We start from the raw sequence: 13,151 nt of genomic DNA on the forward strand, positions 1-13,151 counted from the left end.
GCCGCGCCGCCCAAGCATTCACTGCCTGACTTCCGGCGCGTGGCAATTCTGTGGAATCGCGACGAGCATGATGCTGAGGCGCACTCTGAGCCGTCGCGCCATAGCGCAAATGCGGCGTGAGCTCTGCTCCCTCGCCGCCCTCATCAACCATTCGTTAACCAATCTCGCTAACCCGCGCTCCATTTCGATTGGATACGACTTTCGCGGGCCGGGGGTGCACGAAACCTACTTCCGGGTGAAACACCTGGAAGCGATTGCGGCACATGAATCCAAACGGCAGCGCCTCGTTCAACATCACCTCGGTGATCGGCAGCGGTCCGATCCGCTGGCTGATCCTCGGCGGCGCCGTGCTGATGGCCGCGATCGCGATCGGCGCTACGCTGATGGCGGAGAATTTCCGCGATCGCGCCTTGCACAACAGCGAGCGTGAGCTCGAGAACACCGTGCTGCTGCTGGCGCGGCATTTCGACCAGCAGCTCGACGATCTCGAGGTCGTCCAGCGCGACCTGATCGCGTTCATGCGCGACAATGCAATCGCGACGCCGGAGAACTACAGGCGCCGGATGTCGGCCGCCGACATCCATGCGATGCTCAAATCCAAGATGGACGCGCTGTCCAATGTCGGCAGCCTCAACGTGTTCGACGCCGACGGCGTTCTGATCAACAGCTCGGGCGCCTGGCCGCTGCCGCAGGCCAGCATTGCCGATCGCCCCTATTTCCAGATCTTCAAATCGAGCCCCTATTCGCCCGACATGCAGGTCGCGCCGGTGGTGAGCCGCGTCACCGGAAACTGGACCACCGTCATCGTCCGCAAGGTCACCGGTCCGCATGGCGAATTCCTCGGCGTGGTCGGCCGCGGCATCGAGCCGGCGACCTTCGAGAAGTTCTTCTCCACGGTGGCGCTCGGCGACGGCGCCGCGATCTCGATGCATCATCGCGACGGCACGCTGCTGGCGCGCTATCCCCATGTCGAGGAGCTGATCGGGAGGAACTTCCGCAACGGTCCGGTCAATCAGCAGCAGGTCTTCGAGCAGCCGCAGAGCACGACGCGGCTCGCCAGCCCGGTCGACGGCAAGGACCGCCTGGTGTCGTCGCGGGCACTGACCAAATTCCCGATCGTCGTCGTCGCGACAAGCACTACCGAGGCAGCGCTCGCCAACTGGCGCGAGCAGATCGGCATCCTGATCGCGGTGACCAGCATCTCGGTGCTGGCGATCGCGATCCTGCTGACGCTGGTGGTGCGCAAGCTGGTGCAGCAGCATCGCGCCCAGCAGCAACGCCTGACGCTGGAGAAGCTGCGGCTCGACACCGCCGTCACCAACATGACGCAGGGGCTGTTGCTGTTCGACGCCGCGCAGCGCCTCGTGATCTGCAACAGGCGCTATATCGAGATGTACGGGTTGTCGGCCGACATCATCAGGCCCGGCTGCAGCTTCCGCGACGTCATCGTGCATCGACACCGGACCGGATCGTTCCAGGGCGACGTCGAGCGCTACGTCAATCTCGTGCTGCGCGACGTCGGCATCCGCAACACCATGGTGATCACGACGCCCGACGGGCGCTCGATCCAGGTCGTCAACGAGCCGCTGGCCGACGGCGGCTGGCTTGCGACCCACGAGGACGTCACCGAGCGCCGCCGCGCCGAGGAGCGCATCACGCATCTTGCCCACTACGATGCACTCACCGACCTGCCGAACCGCGCGCTGTTCCACGAGGAGATCAGGCGCGAGCTGCCGCATGTCACGCCCGACAGCCAGCTTGCGGTGCTCTATATCGACATCGACGAATTCAAGGGCGTCAACGACTCGCTCGGCCACATGGTCGGCGACGAGCTTCTCAAGTCCGTGGCGCGGACGCTGAGCGGCGTGATCGGCGAAGGCGATTTCGTCGCCCGCCTCGGCGGCGACGAGTTCGCGATCGTGCAGACCAGGGTGAAGAGCGAGGCCGAGGTCGCCGACCTCGTCGCGCGCATCTACGAGGTGATCCGCGCGCCCTATCAGTGCCTCGGCCACCAGGTCACGACCGACGCCAGCATAGGCATCGCCTTGGCACCGAAGGACGGCACCGATCTCGACCAGATCATGAAGAACGCCGACCTTGCGATGTATGCGGCGAAGTCGGCCGGCCGGCGCGTCTTCCGCTTCTTCGAGCCGGCGATGGATGCCGACGCCCGCGCCCGCCGCGAGCTCGAGATGGAGTTGCGGCAGACGATCGCCGCCGGCAGCGGGCTCGAAGTGCATTACCAGCCCTGCGTCGACCTGCGCAGCAACGAGATCACCGGCTGCGAGGCGCTGGTGCGCTGGCGTCATCCACAGCGCGGCATGATCTCGCCGGCCGAATTCGTGCCGATCGCGGAAGAGACCGGCCTGATCAACCAGCTCGGCGAGTGGGTGCTGATGACGGCCTGCAAGGAAGCCGTGAACTGGCCCGACCACGTCAGGCTCGCCGTCAACGTCTCGCCGGTGCAGTTCCGCAGCGGCACGCTGGCGCTCAAGGTGATCGCGGCGCTTGCATCGTCGGGGCTGTCAGCGAGCCGGCTCGAGCTCGAGATCACCGAGGCGGTGCTGATCCGCGACGACGAGACGGCGCTGGCCGCACTGCACCAGCTGCGCGCCATCGGGATCAGGATCGCGCTTGATGATTTCGGCACCGGCTATTCGTCGCTGAGCTACCTAAAACGATTCCCGTTCGACAAGATCAAGATCGACCGCTGCTTCGTCACCGACATCGCCGATCCGCAAGGCTCGGCCGGCATCGTCGAGGCCGTCGTCAACATCGCCGCCGAGCGCAGCATGACGACGACGGCGGAAGGCGTCGAGACCGCGCAGCAACAGCAATTGCTGCGCGAGCTCGGCTGCTCGGAGATGCAGGGCTATCTGTTCAGCCCGCCAAAGCCCGCTGCCCAGATCCGCGAGCTGCTGGCCGGGCATCGCCGCGGCCCCGCTGCGGGCGCGAGCACGGCGCGGCGACGCAAGCCGGTCGCCGGCGCGGCGTAAGGCTGCTCGCAAGTCGGAGCCCGAGGGGCGCCTGCACGATTTCGGAATTTTGGAAATATACCCTGTAATTGCCCGACGTGTCAAATTGCCTGGTCGAGCGCTGCCTGGTCGAGCGCCAGCCGCCACCGGCTCCTTTGCATGGGGTTGTTTTCGATATTTTGGCAGCTGCGTAGCCCGGATGGAGCCATCCGGGCTACAGGTTCTAGCACTACTTTGGCAGATTGTTGATTTTGCCGCGTTTTATAGGATTCCCGAATCAATTTTTCAATGATTCATGGGTGGTCGGCTCTTGGAGGGCTGACCATGCCGAGATGGGAAGACGAACTCGAACGCTGGCTAATGCCGTTCTTGGACCGGCTGGGTCATAAGACCCGGCAGCGGATGTGTCCTCTGTATGTTGCGGGATTGATCGGTCCGGGCGATCGCAAGAGCGTTCAGCCGATGGCGGAACGCCTTGCCACGAGCAACTACGACCAGTTGCACCATTTCATTGCGGACGGTGTCTGGGATGCGACGCCGCTGGAGACGGAGCTGCTCAACCAGGCGGACCGACTTGTCGGCGGCAGGGATGCGATGCTGGTTATCGATGACACCTCACTTCCCAAGAAGGGTGAGCGATCGGTCGGTGTTGCGGCTCAATACGCGTCGGCTCTCGGTAAAACCGCAAATTGCCAAACGCTGGTGTCTTTAACGCTTGCACGCGGCGAAGTGCCAGTGATGGTCGCGTTACGTCTCTTTCTGCCTGACAGCTGGACAAGCGACATGTCTCGTTTGAAGCGCGCTCGCGTGCCAGTCGAACACCGAACGCCACGGTCCAAGCCGGAGATCGCTTTGGCCGAGATTGACCGCGCGATGGCAGCCAACATGCGCTTTGGATGTGTGCTGGCGGATGCAGGATACGGCCTCAGCGCACCGTTTCGACAAGGGCTAACAGAGCGCGGGCTGACCTGGGCTGTCGGTATCCCTCGGCACCAGAAAGTGTATCCGGTCGATGTGAAGCTCATTTGGCCGATCACCAAAGTCCGTGGCAAACCACGAAAGCACCACGTGCCCGATATCTTATCGATTGCGGCCGAACAAATGCTGGCCAGCGCCAAATGGAAAACCCTGAGTTGGCGTAGCGGGACGAAAGGTCGGCTCAAAGCTCGATTTGCTGCTCTCCGTGTCCGCACCGCCGACGGCCCTCCGCAGCGAATATGGGATAAAGGTCAGCAGCATCTGCCAGGCGACGAAGCCTGGCTCATTGGTGAGCAACGTGCCTCCGGGGAGAAGAAATACTATCTCGCCAATCTTCCGGCGGCGACGGATCTGCGCACGCTGGCCGCCACCATCAAGGCACGGTGGATTTGTGAGCAGGCGCATCAACAGCTGAAGGAGGAGCTTGGACTTGATCACTTCGAAGGGCGGTCATGGCAAGGTCTTCATCGCCACGCCTTGATGACAATGATTGCCTACGCCTTCCTGCAACATCGTCGCCTCGCATACGCGGGGCGGAAAAAAAAGAATCAACGGGCCTCCGCCTCAGCCAACCATGCCAGCCGTACGTCACGCCATCGTCGATCTCATCCTTCGGCCGCCGCCTCAGCAGTGCCCATATTGCCGAAAGGAAATCCCTGAAAAACAGCGGCGAAAACACAATCTGCCAAAGTAGTGCTAGTTCGGCACCGGCCGCTTCTGCGCGGCCTTGGTGTCGGCGTTCTTGGCATCGGCGTTGACGGTGACGCCGCGCAGCTGGTTGAACGCCGCGGCCAGCGCCTTGTCGTTCTTCTCGTCCGGCGGGACGTAGGACTGCGAGCCGGTCTGCTCGGCGCCCTCGGCGGAGAGATGGCCGCGCATCGAAGCCTCGCCCTTGATCTCCGAGCGGGTCTTGAACTCGTCCGGCACGTCTTGCAGCACCTCGATGTCGGGCTTGATGCCGAGTGCCTGGATCGAATGGCCCGACGGCGTGAAATAGCGCGCCGTGGTCAGCGCCAGCGCGCCATTGCCGGTGCCGAGCGGAATGATGGTCTGCACCGAGCCCTTGCCGAACGAGCGGGTGCCGATCAGGGTCGCGCGCTTGTGGTCGTGCAGCGCGCCGGCGACGATCTCGGAGGCCGAGGCCGAGCCGCCGTTGATCAGCACGACAAGCGGCTTGCCCTTGGTCATGTCGCCGCCATGCGCGGTGAAGCGCTGGGTTTCCTCGGGATTGCGGCCGCGGGTCGAGACCACCTCGCCGCGCTGCATCAAGGTCGAGGTCACCGAGACCGCCTGGTCGAGCAGGCCGCCGGGATTGTTGCGGAGGTCGACGACGTAGCCGGCGAGCTTGTCCTGCGTGACCTGCTTCTGGATATCGCCGATCGCCTTGCGCAGACCTTCGGTGGTCTGCTCGTTGAACGAGGTGATCCTGATATAGCCGATGTCGCCGCCCTCGACGTGATACTTCACCGGGCGGACGCGGATGATCTCGCGCGTAATCGAGACCTCGATCGGCTTGTCGGCGTCCTTGCGGATGATCTTCAGCCGGATCGAGCTGTTGGGCGCGCCCTTCATCTTGTTGACGGCCTGGTCGAGCGTCATGCCCTGGATCTGGTCATCGTCGATCGAGGTGATCACGTCGCCCGACATGATGCCGGCGCGCGAGGCCGGCGTGTCGTCGATCGGCGCCACCACCTTGACGAAGCCGTCCTCCATGGTGACCTCGATGCCGAGCCCGCCGAACTCGCCATGCGTGGTCTCCTGCATCTCCGCCCAGCCCTTCTCGTTCATGTAGCGGGAGTGCGGATCGAGCGAGGAGATCATGCCGTTGATCGCGCCCTCGACGAGCTTGGAGTCCTCGGGCTTCTCGACGTAGTCGGTCTTGACCTTCTCGAACACCTCGCCGAACAGGTTGAGCTGCGAATAGGTGTTGCTGTTGTCGGAATGCGCGGCGGCGTTGGCGACGGCGAACAGATGCGCGCCCTGCGGCGAGGCCACGAGCAGGGTGAGACACGCGCCCGCGACCGTCCCGAGCAAGAAGCCAACATGTTTGCGCATTATCCGTGATCCCTTCGCTAACGGCCGGCAACGTTTCGCAACATTCGGCCCCACCCCGACGCGGGGCACCACACAACGGCTTTTTGGTCGGATCAAGGCCGCCCTGTCACCGGACCATTACGGTCCTGTCACGGTGCCCGGATCGGCCTCTTGTCAGCCCCCTGTCAGCCTTTCGTCGGCCTCTGGCCCAGTCTCCTGCAACCCGTTCTGCCAGGTCGACGGCTGGGTGCCGAATCCGCGCTTGGCCCGCGTGCCCAGCCAGTAGCCGAACTGCGGAGGAACATTGAGGAACGGCCCCTCGACGCCGAGCTTGAGCGCGGCGTCCATCGGCCAGTTCGGGTTATTGAGGATTTCCCGGCCGACCGCGATCAAATCTGCTTGTTTATCACGCAGGATTTGTTCGGCCTGGTCCCCGTGGATGATCAGGCCGACCGCCATGGTCATGATATCGGCATGGGTGCGGACATATTCCGCGAGCGGCACCTGATAGTTGTATTTGATCTCCTTGCCCAGGATCGGCGCCATCTCGCTGATTCCGCCCGATGAGCAGTCGATCACATCGACGCCCTTCGCTTTCAGGATCCTGGCGAGCCGGGCGCTCTGCTCCGGGCCCCAGCCGGCGTTGTCCTCGACCGACAGCCGCACGAACAGCGGCTTGTGATCCGGCCAGTGCGCCCGCACCGCCTCGGTGACCTCGATCAGGAAGCGCATCCGGTTGGCTTCGGAGCCGCCATATTCGTCGCTGCGCTGGTTGGAGCGCCCGGAGAGGAATTCGTGCACGAGATAGCCATGGGCGCCGTGCAGTTCCAGCACCTCGAACCCTGCCGCATGGGCGCGCCGTGCCGCCTGCCCCCAGGCTGCGACGAGGTCCTTCACCTCATGCGTGTCCAGCGCGCGCGGCACCGGCCAGCGCTCGCTATGGGCGATCGCGCTCGGCGCCACCGGCGTCCAGGCATCCCAGTCCTCGTCCTCGATCTCGGCGGTGCGTTCGAGCGGGCGATCGCCCTCCCAGGGCCGACTCGCGCGCGCCTTGCGGCCGGAATGGCCGAGCTGGATGCCGGCGACCGCATTCTGCTGCTTGATGAAGCCGACGAGGCGGCTGAGCGGCGCGATGAACTTGTCGTCCCAAATGCCGAGATCGCCGATCGTGCCGCAGCCGCGCCGCTCGACCTTGGTCGATTCGACGATCACGAGACCGGCGCCGCCGGCGGCGAACTTGCCGGCATTCATCAGATGCCAGTCGGTCGGAAAGCCCTTCTCGGCGGAATACTGGTGCATCGGCGGCACCACGATGCGGTTCTTCAGCGTGACGCCGCTGATGGTCATTGGCGAGAACAGCAGCTTGTCGGACATCGCTTCCTCATTAGGCGTCGTTACCCGGCGCGCGGGACCGATCTTGTATTTGGCGCGGACGATATACGCACCGCGCGATGGCCGATAGAGGCACGCGGGCGGCCGCTCAAACGGATCGCGGCATGGCAGCGCTGTAGCGGGCCGCGGCACCTTCGCCATGCCTGTTCCCTCGCGGCGATTTTTCGCGCGCACAGGAAATGATGATCGCGATGCGTGTTGTCCCCGGCAACCCAGAGGAGGGACACTCATGAGGACCCGCACAATCGCACTGCTCATCGCCGGTGCCATGGCAACCGGCCCGATACTGGCGCAACACGCGGTTGCCCAGAACCTGCAAAACGAGGCCGACAAGGGTGCCAAGACCCGCAACTCCGGTGAATCCGGCTATGTCGGCGATCAGGACAGGCCCGGCGCGGCCGCAACGCCTCCGGGGCGCCCCGACACGGCCGCCGGTTCCCCAAACGCCACGACGTCCCCGAGCGCTCAAAGTTCCGGAACCGGAATCGCCGGCGCGCCGGGCAACAAGAGCGGGCCGCCCGCCAAGCAAGGCACGGTCGGCTCGAACTCGCAGAACCTGCATGTCCAGGAACAGGATTCGTCGAACATCAAGGGACAACCAGGCAACAAGAGCGGCCCACCCGCAAAGCGCTAGGCTACGCGCCATGCTGACCAGGCGGCCGTGAACCGGGATCGAGTCGCTCAGATATTATTGGGCGGCCTTCCGGCTCGCAGAGAGGTCGGTTGGGCAATTTGCGCCGCATTCAATCGATTTCTTCTGGTCAGCAACGCGCCATATCAGCAACGCGACCAGGACAATGATGGTGACGGTGAGCTTGGCCAATGCGTCGTGGTTCAATGTCGGCTCCGCAGAACAATCGGCATAGCGAAAAAAATCAGCTGCAAGCAGAATGCGGTCGCCAGCGCCCGTTGGGGGCCGAAGGCCGACGCTGGGGACGTCCACCGGACCCGCATTCGATTCGGGCCGGCCGACGTCATGATGGTACGGTCCTGGCGCGGTCTGCAAGCTTCTCAGTCTGCATGGCAGCATGGCACGGCCGGCCGCAGCCGGTTGGAACATTGTCATCGGTGTGCGGTTCAGTGGCTGTCCTCTGATTCATTGCCCCAGAGGCACACACCACCTCCTGCGGCCCCAGCCGTCACGCTGGGGCCGCAAATCATTGGAGCTGCACGCGGACTGCTGTTGGTTGCGGGGTGAGTGAACGATCTCCGAGAGCCACGATCGATTTGCGCGGGCGCGCCCGCAAATGACGCTACTTGCCGACCTCGTACACATCGGGATCAAAGCTCGAGCTCGGATGGGCGAACGCGTGGCGCAGCGCCGGCGACATCGGGACGTTGTAATTGATACCTTTCGGCGGGGTCGGCGCTTCCAGCCACTTCCTGTACATGACCTCGATCTCGGGGCTCTTGTAGAGCTCCGCCGTGGCGCGGTCGGCGAGCGCCTTGAACGGGATGTCCTCCCTGCGCAGCATGATGCCGAACGGCTCTGCCTTCGAGAAGGCCTCCTCGCTGATCATGTAGAGCGAAGGCTGCTTCGATCGCGCGATCGCAACCGCAAGCTGGACATCGTCGAGCGCGTAGGCCTGGGCGCGATCGGTCTCCAGCATCAGGAACGCCTCGGCCTGGTCCTTTGCCGGGAGAACGTTGATGCCGAGCTTGCGTTCGGTGTTGACCTTGATGAGCTGCGTGAGGTTCACCGAGCCCGCAACGGCGGTGACGGACTTGCCCTTGAGATCGTCGATCGTGTTGATCCCTGCGGATCTCTTGGCGGCAAAGCGTGTCGCGCTGAGAAAGTGCGTGTTGGTGAAGGTCACCTGCTTCTGGCGGTCCGCGCTGTTGGTGGTCGCCGAGCAATGCAAATCGATCGTGCCGTTGACCATTAGCGGAATGCGGTTCGACGAGGTCACCGGGAGGTAATCGATGGCGATGTCAGATGCGCCGAGCTCCTTCTTCACGGCATCGACGATCTTCAGGCAGATGTCGAGCGCAAAGCCGATCGGCCGCTGATTGTCGTCGAGATAGCTGAAGGGAACGGAAGCCTCCTGAAAGCCGAGCGTCACCTTCTTCGTCTCCTTGATCTTCTGCAGCGTGCCCGACAGCTCCTCGGCCGCCGCGGGGCTTGCCGCGAGCGTGAGGGCGAAGAAGATGGCGGGCAAACGCATCGGCGGCTCCTGTGCGGTGATCGGGCGGCGGTGATAGCGCACGCATGAGCCCGGAGCCAGACGACGGTGTGTCTAGCAGCTATCGCACTTTGCTATGGTCCGCCTGCCAGAGTTGCAGCCGCAGCCGCGAAGCATCCCTAGCGCTGCGCCCCACCTTCGAGCAGGCGATCGCCGACCAGGCGGACCGCGCCACGGGTCCAGGAATAATCGGCGCCCATCCGCAGGCCGCTGTCGCCGCGTGAGACGACCGCGCCGCTGCGGGCGTCGCGCAGCTGGAAGCCGATCGTGTATTCGGTCCGGCTGACCCGCCTGATCACGCCGATCAGCGATTGATCGGCGCCGAGCTGCTGTGCAATCGCGGCCTCGCAGCCATCGCAGTCGCGCAGCGCACGTGCCTTGACGAGCGCCGCGGTCGCGCCGCCGGTATCGACCAGGCGGTAGCGGCCCGACTGCGCAAGCCGGTCACGCACGCCCTTGGTCACATCGGCGAGGTAGGCCGCATCGGCGTCGGCAAGACCGGATGCCGGCGCCGCGGAGGTGTCCTCAAGCTCGAATTCGAACACCGCAAGCCCGATCGGCGCAGCCGTGGCGGTCTGCGTCGGCGGCAACACGCCCGCGAGGACGCTGCGCACCTCGCGCGACACGAACACCCGTGCATGGTCCCATGCCTCGTCATTGTCGCCGCGAAACGTGTAGAGCTTTTCGTACAGCACGCGGCTCCCTTCAACATCGATGACCGCCACCTTGGCCCACTGCACCAGCGTGCTCATCTTCTGCACGCCGCCGACCACCTTGATCCGGGCCTCGCCTGCGGGTGCCTTCGATGGCACCAGGCGATAGCGCGGCTCCGCGGCGATGTCGGCGCGCAGCGCGCGCATGAACGCGTCGAGCCGCTTCTGATGCGCGGCAGTCTGATCAATGATCTCGCCCGAGGTGTCGACATAGCTGAAATCGTCGATGCTGACGCCAAGCTGAGATGCCGCCACCACGCCGGTTTCGGCGCGCAACTGACAAGGTCCGGCCAGAAGGCCGGTCAACGCGAGGGCGTACAAGACAAGACGGGATTGTCGCATGGTCTGGGCCTTTCGGGTGCTGGCGCGGGCGGGTCGGTCGCATCCTGGGCCAACTGGCCGCCGCGCCGCAGCGGAGTGCCTCCCGCCCGGTGCCGGGAAATTTTCACGACGATGGTCCGCGCCAAAAGAACGCCCAAGCCGGCGCTTCTCGGCGCCTCCGTTCTGCCGTTTAATGTGCCTGACAGCCCTGCCCGCGATCGCGCGCCGAAGCCCGCCTTCGATCTTGAGGATACGCCAATGTGGAATTGGTCCGGAAGCGATCTGAAACTGCGGCTGACGTTGCGCGTGGCGATCGTCTCGACGCTCTGCTTTGCCGTCATCTCCGGCTATTTCCTGATCGAGGCCGACCGCTCGGTGCGCGGGCGGATCGCGGCCGTTGCCGATGTCGCCGCCAAGACGCTGGAGCTGCAGCAGAGCAAGATCCAGTGGCTGAACAATGCGCGTTCCGACTTTCCCGATCTCGACAGCGTTGCCGCGACGGTCATGACGCCGGGACTGTGCATCGCCTTTCGCAGCAATAGCGGCGAGATCAGCCAACGCTTCTGCGGCGGCGCGCAGACTGACACGGCCGCGCCGCCGCTGGCCTTCGCGGCGCTCTATCGCCGCCTGTTCGATCCCGGCCGCGAGGCGGTGCGGCAAGTGGTTTCGCGCGGCAACGCCATCGGCGAGGCCGTCGCCTGGATCGATCCGGCGGTGCCGACAGCCGAGGCCTGGCACGATGCCGGCCGGCTGATGGCGGTGTTCATGATCGCGTTGCCGCTGCTCTGCGCTTTGGTCTATGCGGCGCTGGCACGGGCGCTGCGTCCGACGCGGCAGATCCGCGACGGGCTCGAGCGGATCGCGGCAGGCGACCTCGCCGCGCGCCTGCCGCCGTTCGATCTCGCCGAACTGTCCGCGATCGGCAACGTCTTCAACCAGCTCGCCGAGCGCCTCGCCGCCGCGCTCTCCGACCGCAACGCGCTGACGCAGAAACTGATCCTGGTGCAGGACGAGGAGCGCCGGCACCTCGCGCGTGAGCTGCATGACGAGTTCGGGCAGTCGCTGGCCGCAATCCGTGCGCTCGCCGCCTCGGCGCGCCAGACCGCGGCCGCGGATTGCCCGCCTTTGCTCGCCGAATGCGACGGCATCGCGCGGACCGCGACCGACATGATGGAGACGTTGCGCGGCGCCCTCTTCCGGCTCCGCCCGCCCGATGTCGACGAACTCGGACTTGCGGCCAGCCTCGAGGGCCTAGTCGCCGGCTGGAACGGCCGCAGCCGCGGACAGCCGCGGTTCGAGATCGCCATATCGGGATCGTTCGAGCACCTCGCCGCCTCCGTCAGCGCCAATCTCTACCGCATCGTGCAGGAGGCGCTCACCAACGCCGCCAAGCATGCCGGCGCCACGCGCGTGATGCTGCGGCTCGAGATGCGCGAGGCGGCGCCCGGCGGCGGCGACAGCGCGATCGTGCTCGCGATCGAGGATGACGGCCAGCCCGGCGATCCCGATCCCAAAGGCGATCCCCAGCTCAGGTCCGGCCTCGGCCTGCTCGGCATGCGCGAACGGGTCGCCGCGCTGGGCGGGGGGCTCAGCTTCGAGACCGGACAGCCCAGCGGCTCCTCGCTCCGCGTCATCGTTCCCGTCGCGGCCAGCCGAGAGGCCGCACCGGTGGAGCGCGCGGCATGAGCCACGCGGCGCGCACCATCATGCTGGTCGACGACCACGCCGTCGTCCGGGAGGGCTACCGGGCGATGCTGCAGAAGCAGCCGGGCCTCTGCGTCGTCGCCGAAGCCTCCGACGGCGTCGAGGCCTACCGCCTCTACAAGGAGACCGGGCCCGACCTCGTCATCATGGACCTGTCGATGCCCGGCATCGGCGGCATCGAGGCCATCCGCCGCCTCCGGCAGTGGGACAGGCGCGCAAAAATCCTGGTGTTCACCATGCACCAGAACGCGGCCTTTGCCGTGCAGGCGATCCGCGCCGGCGCGAGCGGCTATGTCACCAAGACCAGCCCGCCGGAGACGCTGGTGCACGCCGTGATGGATGCGCTGTCGGGCAAGATCGCGATCAGCCCGGATATCGACCACGAGCTCGCGCTCAGCCACCTTGCCGGCGAGACCAAGGCGGCCGACCTCCTGACCGCGCGGGAATTCGAGGTGCTGCGGATGCTGCTCGCGGAAAACTCCACCGAGGAGATCGCCGAGGCGCTGCACCTCAGCCCCAAGACGGTCGCGAACCTGCATTCCCTGATCAAGGACAAGCTCGGCGTCGGCACCGATATCGAGTTGGTCCGCCTCGCGCTGCGGCAAGGCATCCTCACGCAGATCGATCTCGGCGAACGCTGAGCCCGCGGTGGCACCAGCCAGGCCGCGTACTGGCAAATCGAGCCGCATCTGCCTTCGGGCAAACCGAACATCGAGCCGGCATCGTCGAATGGCCGAGTCTCGAGAAAATCGCGTAACAGACCTCCAGGACAGCCTCGATGCTGGCTCGTCTGGGACATAGTTCAGAACCTGGACTACCTTGGTAGCCCTCGTGATGCTAAAGTTCTCGTC

10 protein-coding genes are annotated in these 13,151 nt (G+C 65.1%); 5 read left to right on the forward strand and 5 right to left on the reverse strand.

Translation table 11 applies throughout. The features are described 5' to 3' along the window. The first annotated feature begins 263 nt into the window (after window positions 1-263). Entirely contained in the window at window positions 264-2,996 is a 2,733-nt protein-coding gene (locus ACVW1B_RS14485) for a bifunctional diguanylate cyclase/phosphodiesterase (RefSeq protein WP_456821698.1), read from the forward strand. Between the two features lie 267 nt (window positions 2,997-3,263). Continuing rightward, window positions 3,264-4,613 carry an IS701 family transposase gene (locus ACVW1B_RS14490; protein WP_225648232.1) on the forward strand — a complete coding sequence of 450 codons (1,350 nt, stop codon included), beginning with the start codon at window positions 3,264-3,266 and terminating at the stop codon, window positions 4,611-4,613. A 36-nt stretch (window positions 4,614-4,649) separates the two neighbouring features. Here ACVW1B_RS14490 and ACVW1B_RS14495 read toward each other — a convergent pair whose 3' ends face one another. After that, complete coding sequence (locus ACVW1B_RS14495; RefSeq protein WP_456821699.1) at window positions 4,650-6,008, reverse strand: S41 family peptidase; 1,359 nt, start codon at window positions 6,006-6,008, stop codon at window positions 4,650-4,652. A gap of 153 nt (window positions 6,009-6,161) precedes the next feature. Continuing rightward, window positions 6,162-7,520: an NADH:flavin oxidoreductase/NADH oxidase gene (locus ACVW1B_RS14500; RefSeq protein WP_456821700.1), complete on the reverse strand. Its 1,359-nt coding sequence runs from the start codon at window positions 7,518-7,520 to the stop codon at window positions 6,162-6,164. Between the two features lie 88 nt (window positions 7,521-7,608). Between ACVW1B_RS14500 and ACVW1B_RS14505 the strand changes: the two genes are divergently transcribed. Continuing rightward, on the forward strand, window positions 7,609-8,013 hold the full coding sequence (locus ACVW1B_RS14505; RefSeq protein WP_456780455.1) for a hypothetical protein: 405 nt from the start codon (window positions 7,609-7,611) through the stop codon (window positions 8,011-8,013). Between the two features lie 54 nt (window positions 8,014-8,067). Here ACVW1B_RS14505 and ACVW1B_RS14510 read toward each other — a convergent pair whose 3' ends face one another. From ACVW1B_RS14510 to ACVW1B_RS14520, 3 genes are all read right to left on the reverse strand, one after another. Beyond that, window positions 8,068-8,217 carry a hypothetical protein gene (locus ACVW1B_RS14510; protein WP_310879564.1) on the reverse strand — a complete coding sequence of 50 codons (150 nt, stop codon included), beginning with the start codon at window positions 8,215-8,217 and terminating at the stop codon, window positions 8,068-8,070. Window positions 8,218-8,632: 415 nt separating this feature from the next. Then, complete coding sequence (locus ACVW1B_RS14515) at window positions 8,633-9,544, reverse strand: amino acid ABC transporter substrate-binding protein (protein WP_456821701.1); 912 nt, start codon at window positions 9,542-9,544, stop codon at window positions 8,633-8,635. Between the two features lie 137 nt (window positions 9,545-9,681). Continuing rightward, complete coding sequence (locus tag ACVW1B_RS14520) at window positions 9,682-10,617, reverse strand: DUF2380 domain-containing protein (protein ID WP_456821702.1); 936 nt, start codon at window positions 10,615-10,617, stop codon at window positions 9,682-9,684. Window positions 10,618-10,854: 237 nt separating this feature from the next. Here ACVW1B_RS14520 and ACVW1B_RS14525 point away from each other — a divergent pair, with 237 nt between their 5' ends. Together ACVW1B_RS14525 and ACVW1B_RS14530 are read left to right on the forward strand one after the other, a co-directional pair. After that, complete coding sequence (locus tag ACVW1B_RS14525; protein WP_456821703.1) at window positions 10,855-12,282, forward strand: histidine kinase; 1,428 nt, start codon at window positions 10,855-10,857, stop codon at window positions 12,280-12,282. Further along, a complete protein-coding gene (locus ACVW1B_RS14530; protein ID WP_253608492.1) occupies window positions 12,279-12,941 on the forward strand; it encodes a response regulator transcription factor in 663 nt (220 codons plus the stop codon). Before ACVW1B_RS14525 ends, ACVW1B_RS14530 begins: the two co-directional genes overlap by 4 nt. Window positions 12,942-13,151: the final 210 nt, after the last annotated feature.

It is taken from the genome of Bradyrhizobium sp. USDA 4502 (assembly GCF_054063355.1).

Excerpts from the sequence above, each read along its gene's own strand:
- ACVW1B_RS14500 (WP_456821700.1), bottom strand. The coding sequence starts at position 7,520 with ATGGCGAAGGTGCCGCGGCCCGCTACAGCGCTGCCATGCCGCGATCCG.
- ACVW1B_RS14485 (WP_456821698.1), top strand. The coding sequence starts at position 264 with ATGAATCCAAACGGCAGCGCCTCGTTCAACATCACCTCGGTGATCGGC.
- ACVW1B_RS14520 (WP_456821702.1), bottom strand. The coding sequence starts at position 10,617 with ATGCGACAATCCCGTCTTGTCTTGTACGCCCTCGCGTTGACCGGCCTT.
- ACVW1B_RS14525 (WP_456821703.1), top strand. The coding sequence starts at position 10,855 with ATGTGGAATTGGTCCGGAAGCGATCTGAAACTGCGGCTGACGTTGCGC.
- ACVW1B_RS14495 (WP_456821699.1), bottom strand. The coding sequence starts at position 6,008 with ATGCGCAAACATGTTGGCTTCTTGCTCGGGACGGTCGCGGGCGCGTGT.
- ACVW1B_RS14515 (WP_456821701.1), bottom strand. The coding sequence starts at position 9,544 with ATGCGTTTGCCCGCCATCTTCTTCGCCCTCACGCTCGCGGCAAGCCCC.
- ACVW1B_RS14505 (WP_456780455.1), top strand. The coding sequence starts at position 7,609 with ATGAGGACCCGCACAATCGCACTGCTCATCGCCGGTGCCATGGCAACC.
- ACVW1B_RS14530 (WP_253608492.1), top strand. The coding sequence starts at position 12,279 with ATGAGCCACGCGGCGCGCACCATCATGCTGGTCGACGACCACGCCGTC.
- ACVW1B_RS14490 (WP_225648232.1), top strand. The coding sequence starts at position 3,264 with ATGATTCATGGGTGGTCGGCTCTTGGAGGGCTGACCATGCCGAGATGG.